21 protein-coding genes are annotated in these 22,607 nt (G+C 69.2%); 12 read left to right on the top strand and 9 right to left on the bottom strand.

All coding sequences use genetic code 11. The features are described 5' to 3' along the window. The first annotated feature begins 6 nt into the window (after positions 1-6). The gene (ccsB, locus tag MRBLWH13_RS01730; protein WP_341956622.1) at positions 7-996 is read left to right on the top strand and encodes a c-type cytochrome biogenesis protein CcsB; all 990 of its coding nucleotides are present in this window, start codon (positions 7-9) and stop codon (positions 994-996) included. A 13-nt stretch (positions 997-1,009) separates the two neighbouring features. On the opposite strand, the gene MRBLWH13_RS01735 is transcribed toward ccsB, so the two are convergent. The 3 genes from MRBLWH13_RS01735 to MRBLWH13_RS01745 all read right to left on the bottom strand — a co-directional run bounded on the left by MRBLWH13_RS01735 (position 1,010) and on the right by MRBLWH13_RS01745 (position 6,462). Then, entirely contained in the window at positions 1,010-1,606 is a 597-nt protein-coding gene (locus tag MRBLWH13_RS01735) for a 2'-5' RNA ligase family protein (RefSeq protein ID WP_341956623.1), read from the bottom strand. 186 nt (positions 1,607-1,792) lie between these two features. After that, on the bottom strand, positions 1,793-3,676 hold the full coding sequence (locus MRBLWH13_RS01740; protein ID WP_341956624.1) for a YhgE/Pip family protein: 1,884 nt from the start codon (positions 3,674-3,676) through the stop codon (positions 1,793-1,795). Further along, positions 3,673-6,462 (bottom strand): efflux RND transporter permease subunit, encoded by a 2,790-nt coding sequence (locus tag MRBLWH13_RS01745; RefSeq protein ID WP_341956625.1) that lies wholly within the window; start codon positions 6,460-6,462, stop codon positions 3,673-3,675. Before MRBLWH13_RS01745 ends, MRBLWH13_RS01740 begins: the two co-directional genes overlap by 4 nt. Positions 6,463-6,583: 121 nt before the next feature. On the opposite strand from MRBLWH13_RS01745, the gene MRBLWH13_RS01750 reads away from it, so the two are divergent. Next, the gene (locus MRBLWH13_RS01750) at positions 6,584-7,207 is read left to right on the top strand and encodes a helix-turn-helix domain-containing protein (RefSeq protein ID WP_341956626.1); all 624 of its coding nucleotides are present in this window, start codon (positions 6,584-6,586) and stop codon (positions 7,205-7,207) included. Between the two features lie 35 nt (positions 7,208-7,242). Here MRBLWH13_RS01750 and MRBLWH13_RS01755 read toward each other — a convergent pair whose 3' ends face one another. Together MRBLWH13_RS01755 and MRBLWH13_RS01760 are read right to left on the bottom strand one after the other, a co-directional pair. Further along, positions 7,243-8,220 (bottom strand): o-succinylbenzoate synthase, encoded by a 978-nt coding sequence (locus tag MRBLWH13_RS01755; RefSeq protein ID WP_341956627.1) that lies wholly within the window; start codon positions 8,218-8,220, stop codon positions 7,243-7,245. A 59-nt stretch (positions 8,221-8,279) separates the two neighbouring features. Continuing rightward, positions 8,280-9,299 (bottom strand): GNAT family N-acetyltransferase, encoded by a 1,020-nt coding sequence (locus tag MRBLWH13_RS01760; protein WP_341956628.1) that lies wholly within the window; start codon positions 9,297-9,299, stop codon positions 8,280-8,282. A gap of 71 nt (positions 9,300-9,370) precedes the next feature. Between MRBLWH13_RS01760 and MRBLWH13_RS01765 the strand changes: the two genes are divergently transcribed. From MRBLWH13_RS01765 to MRBLWH13_RS01805, 9 genes are all read left to right on the top strand, one after another. After that, positions 9,371-10,282, top strand: a complete 912-nt coding sequence (locus tag MRBLWH13_RS01765) for a 1,4-dihydroxy-2-naphthoyl-CoA synthase (protein WP_341956629.1) — start codon at positions 9,371-9,373, stop codon at positions 10,280-10,282. A gap of 31 nt (positions 10,283-10,313) precedes the next feature. Then, entirely contained in the window at positions 10,314-11,474 is a 1,161-nt protein-coding gene (locus MRBLWH13_RS01770; protein WP_341956630.1) for an AMP-binding protein, read from the top strand. Between the two features lie 43 nt (positions 11,475-11,517). Beyond that, on the top strand, positions 11,518-12,309 hold the full coding sequence (locus MRBLWH13_RS01775) for a methyltransferase domain-containing protein (RefSeq protein ID WP_341956631.1): 792 nt from the start codon (positions 11,518-11,520) through the stop codon (positions 12,307-12,309). A 65-nt stretch (positions 12,310-12,374) separates the two neighbouring features. Further along, complete coding sequence (locus MRBLWH13_RS01780) at positions 12,375-13,550, top strand: histidine kinase (RefSeq protein WP_341956632.1); 1,176 nt, start codon at positions 12,375-12,377, stop codon at positions 13,548-13,550. After that, positions 13,547-14,182: a response regulator transcription factor gene (locus MRBLWH13_RS01785; protein ID WP_341956633.1), complete on the top strand. Its 636-nt coding sequence runs from the start codon at positions 13,547-13,549 to the stop codon at positions 14,180-14,182. The genes MRBLWH13_RS01780 and MRBLWH13_RS01785 overlap by 4 nt, the downstream gene beginning before the upstream one ends. Positions 14,183-14,274: 92 nt before the next feature. Continuing rightward, the gene (locus MRBLWH13_RS01790) at positions 14,275-15,036 is read left to right on the top strand and encodes an ABC transporter ATP-binding protein (RefSeq protein WP_341956634.1); all 762 of its coding nucleotides are present in this window, start codon (positions 14,275-14,277) and stop codon (positions 15,034-15,036) included. Further along, the gene (locus MRBLWH13_RS01795) at positions 15,033-16,505 is read left to right on the top strand and encodes an FtsX-like permease family protein (protein ID WP_341956635.1); all 1,473 of its coding nucleotides are present in this window, start codon (positions 15,033-15,035) and stop codon (positions 16,503-16,505) included. The genes MRBLWH13_RS01790 and MRBLWH13_RS01795 overlap by 4 nt, the downstream gene beginning before the upstream one ends. Before the next feature lie 93 nt (positions 16,506-16,598). Beyond that, positions 16,599-17,255 carry a 2-phosphosulfolactate phosphatase gene (locus MRBLWH13_RS01800; protein ID WP_341956636.1) on the top strand — a complete coding sequence of 219 codons (657 nt, stop codon included), beginning with the start codon at positions 16,599-16,601 and terminating at the stop codon, positions 17,253-17,255. 71 nt (positions 17,256-17,326) lie between these two features. Next, positions 17,327-17,833 (top strand): DUF3054 domain-containing protein, encoded by a 507-nt coding sequence (locus MRBLWH13_RS01805; RefSeq protein WP_341956637.1) that lies wholly within the window; start codon positions 17,327-17,329, stop codon positions 17,831-17,833. A gap of 25 nt (positions 17,834-17,858) precedes the next feature. Here MRBLWH13_RS01805 and MRBLWH13_RS01810 read toward each other — a convergent pair whose 3' ends face one another. From MRBLWH13_RS01810 to MRBLWH13_RS01825, 4 genes are all read right to left on the bottom strand, one after another. Then, a complete protein-coding gene (locus tag MRBLWH13_RS01810) occupies positions 17,859-18,347 on the bottom strand; it encodes a SprT-like domain-containing protein (protein WP_341956638.1) in 489 nt (162 codons plus the stop codon). 46 nt (positions 18,348-18,393) lie between these two features. Next, positions 18,394-18,921 (bottom strand): hypothetical protein, encoded by a 528-nt coding sequence (locus MRBLWH13_RS01815; RefSeq protein WP_341956639.1) that lies wholly within the window; start codon positions 18,919-18,921, stop codon positions 18,394-18,396. Between the two features lie 102 nt (positions 18,922-19,023). Then, positions 19,024-19,884, bottom strand: coding sequence for a fused MFS/spermidine synthase (locus MRBLWH13_RS01820; RefSeq protein WP_341956640.1), 861 nt, complete (start codon positions 19,882-19,884; stop codon positions 19,024-19,026). Positions 19,885-19,901: 17 nt separating this feature from the next. Continuing rightward, positions 19,902-21,170, bottom strand: coding sequence for an LCP family protein (locus MRBLWH13_RS01825; RefSeq protein ID WP_341956641.1), 1,269 nt, complete (start codon positions 21,168-21,170; stop codon positions 19,902-19,904). Positions 21,171-21,314: 144 nt separating this feature from the next. On the opposite strand from MRBLWH13_RS01825, the gene MRBLWH13_RS01830 reads away from it, so the two are divergent. Then, complete coding sequence (locus tag MRBLWH13_RS01830) at positions 21,315-22,607, top strand: sugar ABC transporter substrate-binding protein (RefSeq protein WP_341956642.1); 1,293 nt, start codon at positions 21,315-21,317, stop codon at positions 22,605-22,607.

A 22,607-nucleotide genomic window follows, 5' to 3' on the forward strand; every position in this document is an offset into this window, starting at 1 on the left:
GACACCATGTTCGATCTCGAAGTGATCTCGCCGATCCTGCTGTGGACGGCGATCGCGATCTATGCGGCGGCCTTCGTGGCTTTCGCCTTCGATCTCGCCCGCCGGTCGCAGTTGTCGGCCGACTCGGCGAGCGTGCGCGAGTTCGAACTCGTCGGTGCAGGCGCCGCGGCACGCGGGGGCAAGATCGCGAAGGGCGCGTCCGCGGCATCCGACTCCGACGCCGCCCCGCAGCGATTCGTGATGGCCCGGATCGGCACCTCGCTGACCGTCCTGGCCTTCGTCTTCCACCTCGCGGCGACGCTCACCCGCGGCTTCGCCGCAGGACGTGTGCCGTGGGCGAACCTCTACGAGTTCGCGATGATGGGCACGCTCCTGATCGTCGCGGTGTTCCTCGTCGTGCTGACACGCATCGACCTGCGCTTCCTCGGCACGTTCATCACGGGCCTCGTCGTGATCCTCCTCGGCCTCGCCGCCACGAACTTCTATGTCGACGTGTCGCCGCTGATGGACCCGCTCAAGAGCGTGTGGCTCGTGATCCACGTCTTCGTCGCGTCGCTGGGCACCGCGTTCTTCGCTCTCGCGTTCTCACTCTCGGTGATCCAGCTGATGCAGTCCCGCCGCGAGCGCCTGATCTCCGAGGGCGCCGAGAAGACCGGCCCCGGATTCCTGCGCACGTTCCCCGGGGCTGACCGCCTCGAGAGCATGGCCTACCGGTTCACGATCATCGGTTTCATCCTCTGGACGTTCACCCTCATCGCCGGATCCATCTGGGCCTACTACGCCTGGAGCCGCTTCTGGGGCTTCGACGTCAAGGAGACCTGGACGTTCGTCATCTGGGTGCTCTACGCCGGATACATCCACGCCCGTGCGACGCGCGGATGGCGCGGCAACCCCTCGGCGTGGCTCGCGATCGTCGGCTTCTCGGCCGTGCTCTTCAATTTCACGATCGTCAACGTGTTCTTCAAGGGTCTGCACGCCTACTCGGGCCTCAGCTAGGGCCCGCCCCGGGTCAGCGGAACGAACGCAGTCCGAACGGGATCACCTCGGAGTGCTCGACGCCGTCCTCGTACCAGACGAACTCCGCTTCGGAGATGGTTTCTGCGGGGCGCTTGCTGAGCGAGCGGCGCGACTTGTGCGACAGCTCTGTCCAGGCCGCGGTCGACAGGGTCTTCGCGTAGATCACGGACAGATGGAACGTCCACTCCGCCGTGCTGCGCTCATCGAGGCGACGGAAGTCGGTGGCTTCCAGCGCCGTGCTGAGATTCGCGTACGCAGACACCAGTGACGGCGTGCGCGTCAGCCGCAGGATCACGATCTGCCACGGCGTCGGGAACACATCGACGGCCTCGGCGACGACCTCGATCGGACGCTGTGCCACCGCCCATTCACGGATCAGCGAGAGTACCTCTTCGCGTCGCTCGGGTTCGTGGAAGGCGCGGAGCGTGACGTGCTCGGTGTGCGGGTGCGGGGCGTCCATCCGGCCGAGCGCGGACCTCTGCTCGGCGCGGTAGACGTCGGAGACGGCCCTCGTCGGGCGCAGCACGAGGTACTGCTGCCCTTCCAGCGAAGCGAGCTGGGTGGGCGAGGACATGAAGGGGCGGCGCATCTCCTGATCGTACGTGCGTCGAGGGACGGCTGAATACCGTCTCCGGCCTGGCGGGCACGGATTCGGACCGGATACGCGACTCGCCGCGCATCGAGGGCGATGCGCGGCGAGTCAGCGCGTGGCGTCCGAAACCGTGCTCGGGCTGAGGTCCGAAACTGTGGCCGGAGGGACGGTGGGAACGGACGTTCATGCGGTCGCGAGTGCCGCCTTGGCCGAGGTTGTGCGCCGCAGCGCCACAACGACGGTGGTCGCGATGAGCGACAGCACACCCCACACGACGAGCCCTGCGGCGGCGCCTCCGTTCGCGGCGATGAGGCCGGTGAACGCGGGGGCGGTCGGGAGAGCCGCGCCGAGGTCGGCGAGCCATCCGGGCACCGTCGAGATCAGACCCGTCGCGATGGCGAGGACGCCGACGAGAGCGCTGATCCAGCGGCCGATACCGCCGAACACCGCCACCAGCGCCTGGTTGACGGCGGCGAACACGATGCCCGCCAGCACGGCGATGCCGGCGAACGCCCACCAGGTGCCGGCGTCGTAGCTCGCCACGATCTGCACGATCAGCGACACCAGCAGACCCTGGGCCGCACCGATCGCGGCGGCGGGTGCGAAGGCGCGCAGAGCGAGTCCGGCCGACGACCGACGAGACGTCAGGGTGCGGGCGGTGTAGGCGCGCAGGACCATGAACGAGGCGAGAGCGCCGAACCACAGCACGACCGCGGCGAGCAGCGGGATGGCGGTGGGCCCGAAGATCGTCGCTCCGTCGGCGCCCTTCGACGCGACCGGGTCGGCGATCACGGACGCGATCGAGGTCGACTCCGAGTCGCTGAACGAGGGGAGTGAGTCGGCCGCCGTGCGCAGGCCGCCGGCGAGGTCACCGGTGCCGGTCGCGAGGGTGTCGAGTCCGGTCGAGAGCTCCGTGGCGCCGGTCGCGAGCTCGGTCGCTCCGCTGGAGAGCTGACCCGCTCCGCTCGACAGCGCGCGTGCACCGGCGGCGGACTCGTCGAGTCCCTGGGTTGCGAGCTGGTTCAGGCCGTCGGCGAGGGTGGTCGCGCCGGCTCCGGCCTGGCCCATCTGGGTGGCGATGGTGGACGGCAGAGCCGCGAGCTGCTGTACTCCGGCGTCCGTCTCCGTCGCGCCGGCCGACAGCGCGGCGATCTGGTCGCAGTACGCCTGAGCCGCCCCACTCGCCACGCACTCGCTCGAGAGCCTGTTCAGGCCCGCGGCGACGCCTGCGGAACCGGTTGCGACCCGTTGCGCGCCGGCCGCGCGGCTCTGCAACTCGGCGGCGCCCGAGGTGAGTCCCTGGCCGAGAGTCGTGGCTCCGCCCGCGGCCTCGCGCGTCTTCGAGGCGAGCGTGTCGAGACCGGATGCGAGCGATGACGCGCCTGTGCCCAGCTCGGCAGCTCCTGACGCCAATTGCGTGGCACCGCCGGGGATCGCCGCGGCACCGGTTGCGGCATCCCGCGCGCCGCTGGCGAGTTTCACGGCACCGTCTGCGGCCTCGCCGATCTGGTCGCCGATCGTGGTGAAGCCGACGAGGATGTTCTCGGTCGTCGCCTCGGACAGCAGCGTGCCCATGCTCGAGGCCGCGACGTTCGCGATCTGGCTGGTGATCAGGTCGTCAGCGACCAGGCCGTCGTCGGGCGTCGTGACCTGGATCGTGGCCTGCTCAGCTTCGCCGCCGCCGTCCGAGATCGCCTGGCCGGCGGAGGTCGCGGCTGCGGAGAACTCCTCGGGGATCGTGATGACCGCCTGGTACGAGCCGTCCGCGAGCCCCTCGGCCGCGTCATCCTCGTTCGAGATCACCCAGGTGAGGTTCGAGTCCAGTTCGTCGGAACCCTCGACGAGCCCCGACGCGAGCTGGCGACCGAGGGGCGTGAGCTGCCCGTCGATCTCGACCGGTTCGTCGAGGTTGACGATCGCCGCCGTCATCGAGTCCAGGCGCTCGGTCGGATTCTGCAGTGCGGCGACGAGGATGCCGCCGACTGCAGCCGGCAACAGAAGGATGCCGAGGACGGTCAGCCAGGTGATGGGTTTGCGCGAACGGGCGCGCTCGATGGGGAGGGTCATGCGTTCACCTCGGTCGATTCGGAGGATTCGTCCGCGCCGCGAGATGCGGGCGAGAGTGCGGTGGGTGCATCGATGTCGATCACGTCGGCGGGGCTGCGCCCGGCATCCGTGAGCACGTCGAGGGCGATCTCGGGGGCGAGTGCGGTGAGCAGCACCGCCGTCGAACTGCGGGCGTCGCGGAGTCGGGCAGCGAGCTGGTCGCGCTCGGGGCGGGAGAGCCGATCGACGCCGTCGATCATCACGAGAGCGGGACGTCCGCGCAGCGCCTCGGACAGGTCTGCCGACAGATCTCCGCTGTCCGCGGCCATCACCGCGCCGACGTGCGAGCGCACCCAGGCGGCCCGCCCGGGGAGCAGGTGCCCCGCGACTCGGAGGCGCCCGTCGTCGGGAGTCACGCGGCCGGCGACCGCCAGCGACAGGGCGCGGAGCGCGCCGGTCGAGGAACCGGTGAGCACGGCGGCGGCGCCGGGAGCGAGCCGGAGGTGGAGCCCGTCGATGCCGGCATCCGCGAGCACGAGGTCATCGGCGGCTACGACCGACCCGTCTCCCGGCCATGCGGCCAGATGCCGTTCGCGCTCGACCGCCTCGCCCTCGATGTCGACGCTCGGGAGGATCCTCTCGAGCCATGCGGGGATCTCCCATGCGCGCTCGCCGAGGATCGCCATGAGTGCGGGGATCAGCGTCATCCGCACGAGGAACGCATCGATCGCGATACCCGCGGCGAGACCCAGCGCGATCGGCTTGAGCGACGAGTCGCCCTCGGGGACGAAGGCCACGAACACGGCAAACATGATCAGCCCCGCCGCGGTGACGACCTTGGCCGAGCCCGTGAAGCCGGTGCGCACGGCACGCAGCGCGGCGGCACGACGGGTCGCCCGATCCGGGCTCCTGCCCTCGGGGTCGTGCACGAAGTCCTCGCGCATCCGCGAGACGAGGAAGACCTGGTAGTCCATCGCGAGTCCGAACAGCACGCCCATGAGGATGATCGGCATGAAGCTGATGATGGGGCCGACCTTCGCCACGTGCAGGGCGTCGGCGAACCAGCCCCACTCGAACACCGCACCCACGACGCCGAACCCGGCGACGATCGAGAGCAGGTAGCCGGCGGCGGCCGTGATCGGCACCCAGAGCGAGCGGAACACGATCGTCAGCAGGATCAGCGAGAGACCGATCACGAAGATGCCGAACGGCAGCAGAGCGTTGCCGAGCTGGTCGGAGATGTCGATGCCCACTGCAGTGAACCCGGTGACCTTGAGATCGATGCCGAACTCGTCGAGCCATTCGTCGTGATGGGAGCGGAGTTCGCGCACGAGATCCGCGGTCGCCGGGTCGTCGGCGGCCGTCTCGGGGATGATCTGCACGATGCCGGTGTCGGCGGTCTCGTTCGGGGTCGAGAGGGCGACCTCCTTGACCCCGTCGATCTTCGCGACCGCGTCGCCGAGGTCGTCCATCAGGGTCAGCGGATCCGTGGAGGTGACGATGGTGCCGGTGAGGATCAGGGGCCCGTTGAATCCGGGGCCGAACTCCTCGCCGACGAGGTCGTAGCTCTGCCGGGCTTCGGAATCCTTCGGGAGCACTCCGGCGTTGGGCAGGGCGAGGTTCAGGCTCAGTGCCGGCACCGCGACGATGCCGAGGCCGATCACCACGGCCAGCGACACGAGGATCGGACGCGTGGTCACCCCGGTCACCCACCGCTCGCTGAACCGGCGACGCGGCGCAGGAGCGGGCTTGCCCTCCTTCGCCTTCGGCGCCGTGCGCGGGCGCCCCGCGACGCGGCCCTTCATGAAGCCGAGCAGTGCGGGGGTGAGCGTCACGGCGATCGCCACGGCGACGGCGACGGCGGCGGATGCGGCGATGCCCATCGTCGTGAGGAAGGGGATGCCGGCGAAGCCGAGTCCGATCAGCGCGATCAGCACCGTGACGCCCGCGAAGACCACGGCGGAGCCTGCGGTTCCCACCGCACGGGCCGTCGATTCCTCGGGATCCACGCCTTCGCGGACCTGATCCTGGTGCCTCGCCATGATGAACAGCGCATAGTCGATCCCGACCGCGAGTCCGAGCATGAGGGCGAGCAGGGGAGTGGTCGATGAGACCGTGGCGAAGGCGGTGGCGGCGAAGATGCCGGCCATCGAGATGCCCACGCCCAGGATGGCGGTGAGGAGCGGGAGCCCCGCGACGACGAACGAGCGGAAGGTCACGATCAGCACCAGCAGGGCGATCAGGAGCCCGACGGCCTCGGTGAGGGTCACGCCGGGGATGGACGTCGCGAAGAGGTCGCCGCCGAGCGCGGTCTGGGAGCCGGCCGGGAGCCCGTCTGCGAGGTCGGCGACGACGGCTCGGAGGTCGTCCTGCGTCTCGTCCGAGACATCGCTCGCCTGGCCGTCGAACTGCAGGCGGATGATCCCGGCGGTCTCGTCGTCGTTGATCATGCCGCTGACCATCTCGTCGAACGGGGAGGTGGCCGACAGTACGGAGTCGTCGAGATCCGCGAGCTCGGCAACGGCATTCTCGATGTCATCCCGATACGGGTCGTCGGTGATCGGGTCGCCGTCGGCCGCCACCACGATGATCTGCGCGCTGGTTCCACTCACTGCCGGGAACGAGCGGTTGAGCTGCTCGAGGCCCGCCTGCGACTCGGTTCCGGGGATCGAGAAGGAGTTGTCGGTGCCCGCTCCGAGAACGAGTGCACCCGCACCGGCGATGCCGAGCGCGAGGAGCCAGGAGACGAGGACACGCCAGGGATGCCGGTAGGACCAGCGACCGAGCGAGGACAGGAGTGTGGACACGAAGCACCTCAGGGAATCCGGGTTGGATACACAGGTGTATCCGATACATAGATGTATCGTAAGGTGATCCGAGCCCCGGAGTCTGTGTACGGGGTGTGAGAATGAGAGGCAGGAGGATTCGATGACGACACCCGCCACCCGTAGTCGCGAGAACACGCGAGCCAGGCTTCTGGATGCCGCCGCGCAGGTCTTCGCCGAGGTCGGCCTCGACGGTGCATCCGTCGAAGCGGTCTGCGATCGCGCCGGATTCACGCGCGGCGCGTTCTACTCGAACTTCGAGTCGAAGGACGAGCTGTTCCTGATGCTCGCCGGAAGCGTCGCCGAGCAGCGCGTCAGCGCGGTGCGCGCCCGTGTCGAGGAGATCGCCGAGGACGGCGGCCTCTCCGAAGGGTGCGATCCGGTCGAACTGGTGCAGCAGATCATGGATGCAGGAGGCGACGACCGCCTCGGCGTGATGCTCATGAGCGAGATCCGCATCCGTGCGCTGCGGGACGCGCAGTTCGGTGCCGCCTATCTCGTGCAAGAGCGCGAGATGGTCTCGAGCATCGCCGTCATCATCACCGACATCGTCTCGGTGAGCTCACTCGAGCTGAAGATCCCGGCCGACGAAGCGGCGCGCATGCTCATGATCATCTGGGAGGGCATGACCGTTCGCGGGGCGATGGCCGGCCAGGACTCCGACCAGTTGCGCCACTCGGGCAGCGAGGAGCTCGGAAGGCTCGTGCAGCTGCTGCTCGCCGAATGACCCGGTGCGTGCTCCCGGCGCGCGGGTGAGGTCGATCAGCGCGCGTCGAGCACCGCGTAGCACCGCGCGAGGCGGTCGAGCCACCAGTCGCGACGGTCGTCTGTCGCTGCGAGGCGGGTGAGCGCCGCCGCATCCGGGGTGACGCGTGCTGCCGGGATCGAGCCGTCGACCGGACGGAGGTCGGCGACGTCGTCGAGGAAGAGCGACGCGGTGCCGAGCCCGCAGTCGTAGTCGAGGGTCGGGAGTGCCGCAGCGAGAGCCGCACCCTGAGAGAGACCGACCGCGGTGTCGAGTGCGCTGGAGACGACGACCGGCAGGCCTGCGGCTGTGATGATCTGCAGCGCGTGCGTGATGCCGCCGAGCGGCTGGGCCTTGATCACCAGCAGGTCGGCCGCCTTCTCGCGAGCGACCGCGAGCGGATCGGACGACTTGCGGATGCTCTCGTCGGCGGCGACAGGGATGCCCATGTACTTCACGCGGGTGCGCAGCTCGGCGAGCTCCGGCACCGAGGCGCACGGCTGCTCGACGTACTCCAGATCGAACTCGTTGAGGGCATGCACCGCGTGCTCGGCCTCGTCGACGTTCCACAGACCGTTGGCGTCGACACGGATGCGTCCCTCGGGACCCATGGCCTCGCGCACGGCTCGTACACGTGCGATGTCGTCGGCGAGCGTCTGTCCGGGCTCGGCCACCTTGACCTTGGCGGTGCGGCAGCCAGCGAATCGTGCCAGTACCTCCGCCACCTGTGAGGCGTCGATCGCAGGGATCGTGGCGTTGACCCCGATCCGTTCGCGCAGTGGCTCGGGTTGCGGCTTCCAGGCGAAGTCGATCGCGGCCGCGAGCCAGGTCGCGGCCTCCGCGTCCTCGTACTCGAGGAACGGCGAGAACTCCGCCCACCCCTGCGACCCTTCGAAGAGCAGGGCCTCTCTGGTGTCGACACCCCGGAATCGGGTGTGCATCGGCAGCGCGACGATCCGGGCCGAGCTGAGCAGGTCTGCGAGCGGTGGGAGCATGTGCTCATTCTGCTCCGTGACCACGCGCGGATCGCATCCGCCGTGCCGAAGCCGGTGAGTCAGGTCAGGCGCTTCTGCAGTTCGCCGAGTCGCTCGCTCGGCCGAAAGCCCAGCAGCGTGTTGACGGCGAGCATGTGCGCGTTCGACTCGGCGTTGTAGGTGTAGATCGCTTTCGCGTGAGGTGCCTCGCGGTGCAGCATCCGCAGATTGGCGACCTTCACGGCGAGGCCGAGACGATGTCCGCGATCGACCGCGCGCACGAGAGTTCCCCACTGGTACGCGTTGCCGTCATCGGTGGAGACGACCAGCTGGGAATATGCGGCCGCATCGTCATCCGGAGCGAGGGCGATGGTTCCGAACGAGAGGCGACGCTGTCGGTCGATCAGTTCCTCGCTCTCGCGGATGCTGTCGACATCGGGCTTCTGCGGCTCGATGTCGAGGTCGCCGGTCGGTGCCTCGGTCTCGAGCGTCGCGTCGAGGATCGTCCAGCGTTCCACGACGTCGTCGGGGATCCGGCCGACCCAGCTGCGGATTTCATAGGCTTCGATCGAGCCGGCGATGTCGGTCTCGACTCGATCGAGCAGCGCAGGATCGACGGGCAGATCGAGTCTGCTCTGCACGTCGCCGAGTGCGAGCTCGTATCCGTGCGCGCGGGCGAACTCGCGCCCCGGGGAACCGGCTCCCTCCGATCCGCGTTCATAGGGCCAGGACGTCGAACCGTGCGCGGTGGTCCGGCCGGATGCCACGGCTTCGCCTTCGAGGAACGCCAGCGTCGCCGATCCGACGCCGCGCCGTCGGTGGCGCGGAGGCACACTGATCGCCAGGTGCGCGACGTGCGTGTTGTCCTTGAGGGGCAGAGCCAGACTCGCGGAGCCGACCACCTCGTCGCCGTCGCGCAGCAGGTACGCCCGTCGATCGATGACGGCGGATTCCTGTTGCAGCTCGCTGCGGCTCTCCGCGAGCGACCACACGACGGCGTCCGCGCCGCGGTCGGCACGCTCCGCGGCCGCGTATGCATCCCACCACGCGTCGACGTCGACGGGATCGAACGGATCGATGCGCGAGATCTCGATGGTCATGCGCCCACGGTACTTGCTCTCGCGGGGGCGCCGTCTGCGTCTGCAACCTCGTCGGGAATAGGCTGGATGCTGTGACCAGCGCATTCGTCTCAGACCTGTTCGACCCGGACGAATGGGTGCTCGCGCCCGGTGCCGAGGACTACACCGACATCACTGCCCATGTGAGCGCGGATGGCGGAGTCGCGCGCATCGCATTCAACCGCCCGGAGGTGCGCAACGCCTTCCGCCCGCACACGGTCGACGAGCTGTATCGCGCACTCGACGATGCTCGGCAGAACCCGCGCATCGGTGCGGTGCTGCTCACCGGTAACGGCCCGAGTCCGAAGGACGGCGGCTGGGCGTTCTGCTCCGGCGGCGATCAGCGCATCCGGGGCCGTGACGGCTACAAATACTCGGATGACGAGACGACCGTGCACGACCCCGCGCGAGCCGGGCGCCTGCACATCCTCGAGGTGCAGCGGCTCATCCGCTTCATGCCGAAGGTCGTCATCGCAGTGGTCCCCGGTTGGGCCGCCGGCGGAGGGCACTCGCTGCATGTCGTGTGCGACCTCACGATCGCCTCGGCGGAAGAGGCGCGGTTCAAGCAGACCGATGCCGATGTGGGCAGCTTCGACGCCGGATACGGCTCGGCGTACATGGCGCGGCAGACGGGGCAGAAGTTCGCTCGAGAGGTGTTCTTCCTCGCCGAGGAGTACTCGGCGCAGCGCGCCTACGAGGCCGGTGCCGTGAACCGCGTCGTGCCGCATGCGGAACTCGAGCGCGAAGCGTTGAAGATGGCGCGCACCGTGCTCACCAAGTCGCCGACCGCGATCCGGATGCTGAAGTTCGCGTTCAACGCCGTCGATGACGGGCTCGTGGGTCAGCAGGTGTTCGCGGGAGAGGCCACGCGCCTCGCCTATGGCACCGACGAGGCCGTCGAGGGACGGGACTCGTTCCTCGAGAAGCGGGATCCGGACTGGACCTCGTTCCCCTGGCACTACTGATCCTGGAACGACGGAGCAGAGCGAGGATCACATGGTCGCGTTGAGATCGACGGATGCCGAGGATCCGGCCGAGCTCCGTGATGCACTCGCGCGTGCACTCGACGGAGGTCCGGCCCTCGGATTCGGCATGCTCGGAGACGCCCCGAGCTGGGTGTCCGAGGGCACTGCGGTCGTGATCGCGACATCGGGATCGAGCGGCATCCCCAAACGGGTCGCCCTGAGCGGTGAGGCGCTGCGCGCGAGCGCTGATGCCACGGCGGCGCGGATCGGTGCGGGCCGTTGGCTGCTCGCCCTCCCCGCGGGCTACGTCGCGGGGCTCCAGGTCATCGTGCGATCGCTGGTCGCCGGCACGCATCCGGTCGCTCTGAGCGGTCGCTTCTCGCCCGCATCCTTCGCCGAGTCGACGCTGTCGATGCTCCGACCGTCGTCGGGGGCATCCGGGTCGATACCCGACCTCTACACGTCGCTCGTTCCCGCACAGCTCTCCACGCTGCTCGACGCGGCAGATGAGGCGCCCGTCCGGGCCGCGCTGCAGGCGTACCGCGCGATCCTCGTCGGCGGCCAGGCCCTGCCCGAACCGCTGCGCGACCGCGCTTCCGACCTCGGAGTCCGGCTGGTGCGCACCTACGGTTCCACGGAGACGAGTGGAGGTTGCGTGTACGACGGCATCCCGCTCGACACCGTCGGCGTGCGGACGGTCGACGGCGAACTGCGCATCGCCGGTCCGATGCTCGCCGAGGGGTATCTCGGGGACGGTGAGCTGACGGCGAAGAACTTCTCGCGTGACGAGCACGGCATCCGCTGGTACCACACGGGCGATCTCGGACTCCTCGACGACGGCGTGGTGCGGGTGCACGGTCGAGCCGACAACGTGATCGTCTCCGGTGGCCTCAACATCTCCCTCGACCGCGTCGAGCGGCTGGTGCGTCGCGTTCCAGGGCTCACCGGTGCGGTCGTGGTGGGCGTCGAGGACGAGCGATGGGGCGAGGCCTCGGTGATCGTCGCCCCTCGTGGCGAGGTGCTGCGGCGCAGCGAGTCCGAGCAGCTCGCGCATGCCCGGGATGTGGTCGCACAGGAGCTCGGCAAGCACGCCAGGCCCGCGCGGCTGATCCTGGTCGACGAGCTCGACGTGCTCTCTTCGGGTAAACCCGACCGCGAGGCCATCAGGCGCGCCGTCGCCGAGCTGCACTGACACTCGATTCGCCGGGGCGGGAACTCTCCTGCCAGAGTGGGGCATGGCCACCTACACGCACGGACATCACGAGACCGTCCTCCGCTCGCACAGCAGCCGCACCATCGCGAACTCGGCGGAGTACCTGCGCCCGCACCTCACGGCCGGCACGAGACTTCTCGACGTCGGAGCCGGCCCCGGCAGCATCACGGTCGACTTCGCCGGCGTGGTCGGCCACGTCACGGCGACCGAGATCGATGAGAACGCGCTGTCGCTTTCACGCGACCTCGCGGCGAGCAGAGGGCTCACGAACCTCGACTTCTCCGTCGAGGACGTGCACTCGCTGAGCTTCGCCGACGACAGCTTCGACGTCGTCCACGCGCACCAGGTGCTGCAGCACGTCGGGGATCCGGTGCAGGCGCTCCGTGAGATGCGTCGGGTCACGGTGCCCGGCGGAGTGGTCGCCGTGCGCGACGCCGACTACGGGGGGTTCATCTGGTTCCCGATGCTCCCCGAGCTCGACCGCTGGCTCGACCTGTACCGACGGGCCGCTCGGGCGAACGGCGGCGAACCCGACGCGGGCCGCCGCCTGCTCGCCTGGGCGCGGGCAGCCGGGTTCGAGGACGTGACTGCGACCTCCTCCACCTGGACCTATGCGACGCCGGAGGATCGCGCCTGGTGGGGCGGCATGTGGGCCGACCGCATCCTCGAGTCCGCGCTCGCCAGGCAGCTGGTCGACGGCGATATGGCGACCTCCGCGGACCTGCGGGCGATCAGCGACGCCTGGAAGCGCTGGGCCGACGACGGCGACGGCTGGTATCTCGTGCCGCACGGAGAGATCGTCGCGCGCGCCTGACCCACGCGGCGGATACATCTGCAGGCGGATGCGGGGCGGTTGCCGTGCCGCGTAGCGTGGGGGGAGTGATCCGCCCGCTCTCCCGCACGGCGCTCGTTCTCGACATCGTCGGGGCGGCGCTGCTCTTCATCGTCCTCACCCCGTTCTCCGTCGCCTTCTACGGGCCGGGGGCGAGTGGGGTGGGTGTCGACGGTGCTGGCGCCGCCGCAGTCATCGTCGCGGGTCTGCTGATGTGCGGCGGCGTCGCGGTCGGCAGACTCGCCCCGGCGCTCGCTCTCGTCGCCGCCTGGGCCGGCGCGATCGTGCAGATGTCGGCGAGCCTCGGCCCGCTCCCCATCGACCTGGGGATCCTGATGGTGCTCTATGCGACCGCCGCCTGGGGCTCGCGCGTGGTTCTGTGGTGGGGCTTCGGCTCGGCGCTGTTCGGCGCATTCGTGGCATCGGTGTACCTGGTCGTGGTCACCGGGGTCGCCTCCGGCGCGAGCGGGTGGGATCAGCTGACCACCGGCACGCTGCTGCTCGTGGTCTCGGTGCTCGCGCTCGGATTCGCGTGGGTGTGCGGTCTGCTCTGGCGCGTCGTCCTGCGCGCACGGCGCACCAGGTCGGCGCAGCTGCAGGCGGAGTCGCTCGCGGCAGAGGAGCAGGAGCGCGTGCGCATCGCCCGCGACATGCACGACATCGTGGCGCACTCCCTCGCCGTCGTGATCGCGCAGGCCGACGGAGCTCGATACGCGGCGGCAGCCAAGCCCGAGATGGCCACCGAGGCGCTGGGCACCATCGCCCAGACGGCACGAGGGGCGCTGAGCGACGTGCGACTGCTGCTCACGCAGCTGCGGCACCGTCAGGGAGACGGCCCCCAGCCGACGCTGGCCGACCTCGAGGCGCTGTTCGCGCAGGTGCGCCAGGCCGGAATCGAACCGCGCATCACGGTCGATCCCACACCTCCCGGAGAACCGCCCGGAGCGATCCAGCTCGCGGTGTACCGGATCCTGCAGGAGGCGCTCACCAACGCCATCCGGCATGGCGACGGCGCGGTCGACGTGCACCTCGCCTGGCTCCCCGACCGGGTCGACATCCAGGTGCGCAACACCGTCGGCCGCGATCAGACGCAGGGGAGCGGCGGGCACGGAGTGATCGGCATGCGCGAACGCGCCCAGCTGGTCGGCGGTAGCCTTCAGGCGGAGCGCCAGGGCGTGCAGTTCGTCGTCCACGCCTCGCTCCCGATCGGAGAAGCCGCATGATCAGAGTCGTCCTCGTCGACGATCAGTCGCTCTTCCGCGCCGGCATCCGCATGCTGCTCGCATCGCAGTCCGACATCGATGTGGTCGGTGAAGCCGGAGACGGGCGCGAGGCCATCGAACTTGTCCGCGCGACCCGACCGGACGTCGTGCTGATGGACATCAGGATGCCGGTGATGGACGGTCTCACCGCGACCGCCGAGATCCTCGGGCACCCCGACCCGCCGAAGATCGTGATGCTGACGACCTTCGACCTCGATGAGGCGGCGGCCCGCGCGATCCGTCAGGGAGCCAGCGGCTTCCTGCTGAAGGACGCGGACCCCGAGTTCCTGCTCGCCGCGATCCGGACGGTCCACTCCGGTTCGAGCGTGATCGCGGCATCCGCCACCCGCGAGCTGTTCGAGCACTTCGCCGAAGCCCCGAAACCGGTGCCCCCGCAGTTCGCGTCGCTGACCGATCGCGAGCGCGAGATCTTCGCGCTCGCCGCGAGGGGGCTGTCGAACTCCGAGATCGCCGCGCGCGAGTACCTCAGCGAGGCCACCGTGAAGACGCACATCAGCCGCATCCTGACGAAGCTGACCCTGCGCGACCGCGTGCAGCTCGTCGTGTTCGCGTTCGAGCACGGTCTCGCCTGACCTGCAGCCGGTCGCAGGATCATCCTTGCGATGTACGCGGATGCGTCGCCAGAGCGACGCGGCGGCGGGTCAGCTCTCCGTAGCGTCGAAGCATGGAGATCACGACCACCGACCTCGGGCTCGCGGCCCGCGTCCAGCACCTCGACAAGACCTACGGCGCCGGCGAGGGAACCGTCCGCGCGCTCGACGACGTCAGCGTCGGCATCCGCCGCGGTCAGTTCACCGCGATCATGGGCCCGTCCGGCTCGGGCAAGTCCACGCTCATGCACATCATGGCGGGCCTCGACACCCCCACACGGGGACGAGCCTGGATCGGAGACACCGAGATCACCGGCCTCGGCGACCTCGATCTGACGATCCTGCGCCGCCGCCGCGTCGGCTTCATCTTCCAGGCCTTCAATCTGGTGCCGACCCTCACTGCGCTCGGAAACATCATGCTGCCGTTCGAACTCGACGGCCGGCGCCCCAGCGCCATCGAGAAGGCCCGCATCGACGGACTGATCGAGACGCTCGGCCTCGGCTCCCGGCTGCAGCACCGTCCGCATCAGCTCTCGGGAGGGCAGCAGCAGCGCGTCGCGATCGCGAGAGCCCTCGCCACCGCGCCCGATCTCGTCTTCGCGGACGAACCCACCGGGAACCTCGACTCCAAGACCGGGCGGGAGGTGCTGCAGCTGCTGGCCACGGCGAGCCGCGAGCACGGGCAGTCGATCGCGATGGTGACCCACGACGCGATCGCGGCCAGCCACGCGGACCGCGTGCTCTTCCTCGGTGACGGACGCATCGTCGCCGACCACCCCCGGCAGAGCGCCGAGGAGATCTCGGCCTACATGCTCGCCGCCGAGGTGGCGGCATGAGCGCCGTCATCGACTCACCGGCCCGCACGGTCGTGCCGCAGACCGCGGCGACCGGGCCGCGCCTGGGGTGGCTGCGCGACCGCGGCATGGGGGCCAGCATTCTCGTCGCCGCTCTCTCTGCCGCCTTCGGAGTGGTGCTGGTCGAGACCACCGCCTACCTGGGCGCAGTGCTGCAGGCCGACCCGTTCATCGGAGACAGCGAGACCCTCGCCTTCATCGTCGGTCTGCTTTCGATCCTGCTCACGGGCGTCGCGATGTATGTCGCGGCGATCGTCACCGCCAACACGTTCTCGACGATCATCGCCGGCCGCACGCGTCAGATCGCGCTCATGCGCCTGATCGGCGCGACCGCTCGGTCGCAGCGTGCAGAGGTGGGGAAGCAGGGATTCGTCGTCGGCGTCATCGGCGCAGGCCTGGGGCTGCTCGTGGGACTGGGGATCGCCGCGATCGGCGTGCAGATCGGCAGCGGTCTGATCGCGAACGTGCCGGAGGGCTTCTCGCTCGCACAGCCGTTCATCGCGCTGCCTGCCGTGGGTGTCGCCCTGACCACGTGGGCCGCCGCCTGGGCCGGATCCCGCAGGGTCCTCGCGGTCACGCCGCTGCAGGCGATCGGCGGCTCGGTCGAGCGCAGCCACGAAGAGGTCTCTCGCGCCGGTCGCCACATCGGTGCCTGGGTGCTGCTGGTGTCGGGCGCGATCCTCCTCGCGGCGGGCGTGGTGGTGGGGCTGGTGCATCCGCTCGGTGTCGTCGTCGCCTTCTTCGGAGGACTGCTGTCGTTCACAGGGCTCGCGCTCGGCTCGGTGCTGTTCATGCCGCCCGTGCTGCGGCTGGTGGGGCGGATGTTCGGATCGAGCGCCACCGCGCGGCTCGCCGCCGAGAACGCGCTGCGCTACCCCGAGCGGTCGTCTCGCATGGCGATCGGCGTGGTCATGGGCGTCACGCTCGTCACGATGTTCGCCGTCGCGCTCGAGTCGGTCAAGCAGATGCTGATCGGCCAGGTCGAGGGCGAGATCCCCGCGGAGTTCTTCACCCCGTTCGACGCGTTCGCCGCCGTGATGATGGTCCTCGTGGCCGTGTCGGCGGTCATCGCGGCCGTCGGACTCGTCAACCTGCTCACGATCGGGGTGGTGCAGCGCCGCCGCGAACTCGGTCTGCTGCGATCGATCGGCCTGTCCAACGGACAGGTGCGCCGCATGGTGCTGCTCGAGGCGACGCACATCACGGTCGCTGCCACTCTGACCGGTCTCGTCCTCGGCATCGTCTACGGATGGATCGCTGCCCAGTCGCTGCTCGGCTCCACGCCCACGCTCCCGGACTTCGAACCGGCGGGGCTCGTCGCACCGCACGTGCCCTGGCTGCCGATCGCGATCATCATCGTGGCGACCGCCGTGCTCACCCTGGTCGCCGCGGCCACGCCGACCCGACTCGCCACCCGTGTGGCCCCTGTCGAGGCGCTCGCCGCCGACTGACCCGAGCCAGCAGGAAGCCGCAGACCGAAGGCCCCGATGACTCGAACCGTCATCGGGGCCTGGGCTCGTGCGGGCTCGTTCTAGGCTGGACGGATGCCGTCTCCGTTCGATCAGTCCACGTATCAGGTGCGCCTCGACTGGGGCGTCGAGGGGCTCGACCGTCTCGCGTCCGCCGATGTCGTCGTGGTCGTCGACGTCCTGCGCTTCTCGTCGACGGTCGGGGATGCGGTCGCATCTGGATCCACGGTCTCTCTCGAGGACGCCGTCGGTTGGTCCCGCAATGGTGCCGCGGTCGCCGCACGTGCGGGCGGCTCGGTGGTGCTCGTCGGCAGCCTCCGCAACGCCTCGGCCGTGGCGCGCGCCGTGGCGACGCTGCAGGAACGCAGGCAGGCCCGCACCTCGGTCGCCGTGATCGCCGCGGGAGAGGCGGATGCTGCAGGGGCCGTGCGCTTCGCAGTGGAGGACCACCTCGGGGCCGGTGCCGTCATCTCAGCGTTGACTGACCTCGGCATCGACCACACCGCGCCGGACGCGGCGGTCGCCGCTGAAGGATTCCGGGCTCTCAAGAGGGCTCTGCGGCATATGATCAGCGCCAGCGGATCGGCGCGCGAGATCGCGGAAGGTGTGGACGCGACCGAGCGGATCACATCGGCAGGGCTCGTCCCCACGTCGACCGTCGCCGCCGCCGAACTCGACGCGCACGATGTCGTCCCCGAGCTCCGCGACGGACTGTTCGTCGCCTTCCACTGATACCCGGACTCACTCGGCAACAGGCCGCGCACTCGGCACCGCTTTCGGCGGCGTCGACGTAGGGTCGTGGCATGAGGTTCGTCCCCGCTCTCGTCCTCGACGCCGTCCTGGTGCTCATCTTCGCCGTGATCGGTCGTGCGTCGCACGACGAGGACCCCGGCGGATTCCTGCTGACCGCCTGGCCCTTCATCGTCGCGCTCCTCGTCGGCCACCTCGCCGCCGCGCTGCTTCCGGGCAGGCCGCGCCGGCCCTGGTCGCTCGCCTGGGGCGCGGTCGTCTGGGCCGTCACGGTCGTCGGAGGGATGCTCCTTCGCGTCGCCTCGGGCGATACGGCCCAGATGGCCTTCATCATCGTCGCGACACTGGTGCTCGGCGTCTTCCTGGTCGGCTGGCGGGCCGTGGCAGCACTGCTCCGTCGCCGTGCGGCGCGTGCCCGCGACGCCGGGCAGCCCGACGACGCAATCGACGAATCGAAGGATGACGTGCTCCCCGCCGACGAAAGCGCCGTCGATGCGGAGCAGTCGACGGATGAGCCGACGCCCGAGGTCGATCCGAAGAACGACCGCGAATCGCGCTGACCTCGGGCGGCGTCGCGAGCGCGGCTCAGCGCGACATCTGCGCGGCGATCCGAGTGTCGGCCGTGATCTCGCGGCGCGTCCACTCGAAGAGATAACGCGCGTCGTACGACCGCGAGCACCGCGCGCACGATGTCGCCCGTGACGGGCGCCGATGGCGGTAGGTGATGTGGCCCGAGGGGCATTCGCCCACCCACGGCGCGAGCTCGACCGCCGTCTCGCCGTGGTGGGTCGTTCCGCCGACGTAGCCGAGTTCGCGGGCCACTCGTTTCCATGCAGATCCGTGCGCTGCCTCGTGCCCGGCCAGCGCGTGCGCGACCTCGTGCAGCAGCACCTGATGGATCTCGTCGTCGTCGAACCGAGCCGCGAGGTAGCGCGACACGGTGATGCGCTTCTTCGTGTAATCGCACTGTCCTGCGCGTCGCTTCGCGTGGTCGAAGCCGAAAGACCAGCTGTCGTCGAGATGCAGCGTGATCAGTGCCTCGCCCCAGACGCGCACCCGGTCAAGTTCCGCCATGCGATCAGGCTAAGCCATGCTGCCGACATCGTGCCGCAGGGGCGCGTCAGCCTGCGACGAGGTGCGATGTGCGGCGCCGTTCGGCCGCCTCGATCGCGAGAAGCACGGTCTCGAGCTCGCGGTCTTCCGCACCGGCTTCGCGACGCAGGAACAACGACTGCTTGAAGCTCTCGCGAGCGGTCTCGTAATCGCCGGCCTCGTACGCGTTCTTGCCGTGATTGTGATGCGCGAACGCGGCGATCGAGACCCAGCGCTGGCCCTCGGCCTCGGCTGCGCAGGTCGCCAGTTCCTGCTCAGCGGCGGCATACGCTCCGCGGTACTGGAGCACGGTGGCGTGGAGCACACGAGCTCGGAGCACGTCCTTGCGGGTGCCCGCCATTCGCGACTGCCGCACGGCCTCGTCGGCGAGGGGGAGTGCTTCGTCCAGCCGGTCGAGGACCTTCAGCAGCCATACGCGCTCGAGCAGCGCAGGAAGACTCCTCTGGCTCTCGATCTCCTCCAGCCGTGCCGCGCATTCATCGAGATCGACCAGCTCGCGAAGGCTCTCCGGGTCGTACCCTCGGATGAAACTCATTGCTCTCCTTCCGCAGCGTCCCCCGACCAGTGTGCCTCGCGACCGCGCGCTCGCCGGGGCGGCACGCCCCACGACCACGCATCCGGATCCGGATCGATGCGCTCAGCGCAGGAAGAGCGATGCGTCCGGACGAGGGGATGCCACGGCATCCGCATCCGTCACCACCCGTGCACCCTGCACGAAGGCGGTCACCTCGGCGCCCTGAGCGATCTTGGCAGGGTGCGGGCCTGCGGCGAGTAACCTCGGCAGCCATTCGGTGGGCAGCGGCGCGGCAGAGGCGGCGATCACCAGGTTGCCGAAGCGTCGCCCCTTCAGTACCTGCGTGTCGGCGAGGACGCCGATCTCCGGAAGCACCTCTGCGATCGTCGCGACCTGTCGGCGGGCGAACGCGAGGCCGGGGCCGTCTGCGACGTTCACGAGCAGGACGCCGCCGGGGGAGAGGAGATCCGCGAGCTCGCGGTAGAACTCCAGGCTGGTCAGGTGGGCGGGCGTCTGCGCGCCCGAGTAGACGTCCGAGACGACGAGGTCGCAGCTGCCGACGATCGCCGCAGGCAGTCGCTTGACGCCCTCGCGCGCGTCGCCGATCCGCAGTCGGATCGCGGCGCCCTTGGGCAGCGGCAGGTGCTCGCGCACGAGGGTCGCCAGCGGTGCCTCGAGCTCGATGACCTGCTGGCGGGAGCCTGGCCTCGTGGCATCGATGTAGCGGGGGATGGTCAGAGCGCCGGCGCCGAGATGCACGGCGGTGAGAGGGCCGGACGGCAGCTGGTCGATCACCGCGCCCATGCGCACGATGTACTCGAAGTGCAGATGCGTGGGGTCGTCGAGGTCGACGTGCGACTGCGGGGTGTCGTCGACGATGAGCTCGAACCCGCTCGTGAACTCCGACGGCACGATGCGCGCGATGCCGCCGTGGTCGAGTCGGGCCTGAGGATGCTCGGTGTCTCGTGCTCGCGTCCGGCCCATGCTCCGAGACTACGCGCTCACTTCGCCTGGTTGCCGACCGAGCAGGTGTCCTGATCGACGCTCTGACCCGAGATCTCCGGAGGCAGCGTCGCGCGGGTCTCTGGCGCCTCCGTCGGAGCGGCGGTCTCCGCCGTCTCGGGGGCCTCCTCGGTGGCGGGCGGGGTCGCGAGTTCGACGCTGCGGTTCGTCGCGACGTCGCCCGAGAGCGTGATCGGCTCGCCGGCGATCAGCGCCGCCCAGAGAGGCTCGGCCGCGTCGTAGTCGGGAACGACCTTGATCCCCGGGTTGTCGGGATCGTCGAGGTTCGGGTACTGCACGAAGACGAAGTCCGAGAACCGCACGTCCTTCAGCGCCAGCGCGAGCTGGGTGAGGGTGAGTGCGTTGCTGAGCGACTCGCTCGGCACGATGTTGTCGGCGACCGTGTTCATCAGCCGCAGCACCTTCGACGGATCGGTGAGAGTCTCGGCGCTGAGGATCTTCTTCGCGAGACGCGACATGTACTGCTGCTGGTTCGAGATGCGGGCGAGGTCGCTCTCGTCGCCCACACCGTGTCTGGTGCGGATGAAGGCGAGGGCGTTCGCTCCCGAGACGGTGTGGGTCCCCACGGGCAGGTCGATGCCCGCCTGCGAATCGCGGATCCCCTCGCCGGCGACGCACACCTCGACCCCGCCGATCGCATCGGTGATCGCGATCACGCCGTCGAAGCTGATCTTGGCCGCGAACTCGATGGGGATGCCGCTGAGGTCGCCGACCGTCTTCGCGATGCATGAGATGCCCGCATGGTCGAAGAGGGAGTTCAACGGCGCCTTCGCCATAGACGACGCGGTCGAACCGTCGTCGCGCGTGCACTCGGGAACCTCGACCATCAGGTCGCGGGGAAACGACACGACGGTGACGTTGCGGGGAGCCGCTGAGACGTGCACGAGCAGATTCACATCGTTTCGGGAGCCCTCCTCGATCTTCTCGCAGCGTTCGCCGAGCAACTGCGTCGAGACCTCTCCGCACTCGTCGGTGCCGACGATCAGGATGCTGAAGGCCTTGTCGCTCGGATATGCCCCGAGCGACGGAGGAGCCACCTCCGCGTCGTCCTCCAGTGCGACCGCGCCCTCGCCGACCCTGTTCAGCACGTCGACGAAGACGAAGCCGGCCACGGCGATCGAGGAGACGAGCAGCACGCTCAGGGCGACGCCGAGGAGCTTGAGGAAGGTGGACAGCGCACTGGGTGTCGGGAGGTCGGCATGGCGCGCGACCGTGGTGCGCTTCGCGTCGTCGAGAGCCCCTGACATGCCGCAGAGCCTACCCGCGGAGCACGATGTTACGGCCGCATGACGTTTCTGAGAATAACTTGCAGGGAATTAGTTAGTGATGAATACTTTTTCCTACGTGGTAGGCACCCGATGCCGCCAGGACGTTCAAAGAGGAGAACCCTGATGCACAAGCGCATTCTTCCGGCCGTGGCGCTCGGCGCCGTGGCCACCCTGGGCCTGGCGGCCTGTGCCGGCGGTGGCGCCGACAACGGTGGAGCCGTCGACGGAGAGGGCCAGGAACTCACCGTCTGGATCATGAAGGGCACCAACCCCGACGCGAGCGCGTTCTACGACGAGGTCTCGGACGCCTTCGAAGACGAGACCGGAGCCACGGTCAAGATCGAGGAGATCCAGTGGGCCGACGCCCACGACCGCTTCGTCACGTCGATCGCCGGTGGCACCACGCCCGACATCGCCGAGACCGGCACCACCTGGACTGCGGAGTTCGCCGATGCAGGCGCGCTCGAGCCGCTCGATGAGTACGTCGACGCCGAGAAGGGTCTGCGCGACGACCTCGTCGAGGGCCTCGCGGTCGCCGGCACCTACGAGGACGAGCTCTACGGCATGCCGTGGTACGCCGGTGTCCGTTCGATCGTCTACCGCACCGACGTGTTCGAGGAGCTCGGTCTCGAGGCTCCGAAGACCTGGGATGACATCGTCACTGCGGGTGAGGCCATCAAGGCGGCCAAGCCCGACATGCTGCCCTTCCCCGTCGCCGGAGACGCCGAGTTCCAGGTCTACCCCTGGGTCTGGGGTGCGGGTGGCGAGGTCGCGACCCTCGACGGCAAGACCTGGACGAGCGAGCTCGACAGCAAGGAGTCGCAGGCCGGCATCGAGTTCTACACGGGACTCGCGACCGAGCACGGCTTCTCGTCGGCCGGTGCCACCACCTGGAAGGAGACGGACCTCCGTGACTCGTTCACGCAGGGCAACGTCGCCATGATGCTCTCGGGCTCGTGGACCCCGAAGGCTCTGATCGAGGCGAACCCCGAGCTCGAGGGCAAGATCGGCGCCGCCGTGATCCCCGGTGAGGACGGCGGAATCGCTCCGTCCGTGCTCGGCGGCTCGCACCTGTCCGTCTTCAACACGACCGAGAACGCCGACCTCGCGTGGGAGTTCGTCAAGCTCATGACCACGGGTGAGTTCGCCGAGAAGTGGGCGGACGAGACCGGGTACTTCCCCGGAGTCCAGTCGGCGATGGAAGAGGCGCTGGCCTCCACCGATCCGCTCGTCGCTCCGTTCGCGCAGCAGATGGTCGAGGGTGGCGCATCCGTGCCGGTGACCCCGAACTTCGGCGCGGTCCAGGCCAAGAAGACCACCAACTCGATGATCCAGGCGATCCTCAGCGGGCAGAAGGATGTCGCCACGGCGACGAAGGATGCCGCTGCTGAGATGACCGATCTGCTCAACCAGTAA

Origin of the sequence: Microbacterium sp. LWH13-1.2, from assembly GCF_038397735.1 — a bacterium.
Taxonomy (GTDB): Bacteria; Actinomycetota; Actinomycetes; order Actinomycetales; family Microbacteriaceae; genus Microbacterium.

Excerpts from the sequence above, each read along its gene's own strand:
- ccsB (WP_341956622.1), top strand. The coding sequence starts at position 7 with ATGTTCGATCTCGAAGTGATCTCGCCGATCCTGCTGTGGACGGCGATC.
- MRBLWH13_RS01815 (WP_341956639.1), bottom strand. The coding sequence starts at position 18,921 with ATGAGTTTCATCCGAGGGTACGACCCGGAGAGCCTTCGCGAGCTGGTC.
- MRBLWH13_RS01830 (WP_341956642.1), top strand. The coding sequence starts at position 21,315 with ATGCACAAGCGCATTCTTCCGGCCGTGGCGCTCGGCGCCGTGGCCACC.
- MRBLWH13_RS01760 (WP_341956628.1), bottom strand. The coding sequence starts at position 9,299 with ATGACCATCGAGATCTCGCGCATCGATCCGTTCGATCCCGTCGACGTC.
- MRBLWH13_RS01820 (WP_341956640.1), bottom strand. The coding sequence starts at position 19,884 with ATGGGCCGGACGCGAGCACGAGACACCGAGCATCCTCAGGCCCGACTC.
- MRBLWH13_RS01785 (WP_341956633.1), top strand. The coding sequence starts at position 13,547 with ATGATCAGAGTCGTCCTCGTCGACGATCAGTCGCTCTTCCGCGCCGGC.
- MRBLWH13_RS01825 (WP_341956641.1), bottom strand. The coding sequence starts at position 21,170 with ATGTCAGGGGCTCTCGACGACGCGAAGCGCACCACGGTCGCGCGCCAT.
- MRBLWH13_RS01800 (WP_341956636.1), top strand. The coding sequence starts at position 16,599 with ATGCCGTCTCCGTTCGATCAGTCCACGTATCAGGTGCGCCTCGACTGG.
- MRBLWH13_RS01740 (WP_341956624.1), bottom strand. The coding sequence starts at position 3,676 with ATGACCCTCCCCATCGAGCGCGCCCGTTCGCGCAAACCCATCACCTGG.
- MRBLWH13_RS01755 (WP_341956627.1), bottom strand. The coding sequence starts at position 8,220 with ATGCTCCCACCGCTCGCAGACCTGCTCAGCTCGGCCCGGATCGTCGCG.
- MRBLWH13_RS01735 (WP_341956623.1), bottom strand. The coding sequence starts at position 1,606 with ATGCGCCGCCCCTTCATGTCCTCGCCCACCCAGCTCGCTTCGCTGGAA.
- MRBLWH13_RS01775 (WP_341956631.1), top strand. The coding sequence starts at position 11,518 with ATGGCCACCTACACGCACGGACATCACGAGACCGTCCTCCGCTCGCAC.
- MRBLWH13_RS01790 (WP_341956634.1), top strand. The coding sequence starts at position 14,275 with ATGGAGATCACGACCACCGACCTCGGGCTCGCGGCCCGCGTCCAGCAC.
- MRBLWH13_RS01750 (WP_341956626.1), top strand. The coding sequence starts at position 6,584 with ATGACGACACCCGCCACCCGTAGTCGCGAGAACACGCGAGCCAGGCTT.
- MRBLWH13_RS01810 (WP_341956638.1), bottom strand. The coding sequence starts at position 18,347 with ATGGCGGAACTTGACCGGGTGCGCGTCTGGGGCGAGGCACTGATCACG.
- MRBLWH13_RS01805 (WP_341956637.1), top strand. The coding sequence starts at position 17,327 with ATGAGGTTCGTCCCCGCTCTCGTCCTCGACGCCGTCCTGGTGCTCATC.
- MRBLWH13_RS01795 (WP_341956635.1), top strand. The coding sequence starts at position 15,033 with ATGAGCGCCGTCATCGACTCACCGGCCCGCACGGTCGTGCCGCAGACC.
- MRBLWH13_RS01770 (WP_341956630.1), top strand. The coding sequence starts at position 10,314 with ATGGTCGCGTTGAGATCGACGGATGCCGAGGATCCGGCCGAGCTCCGT.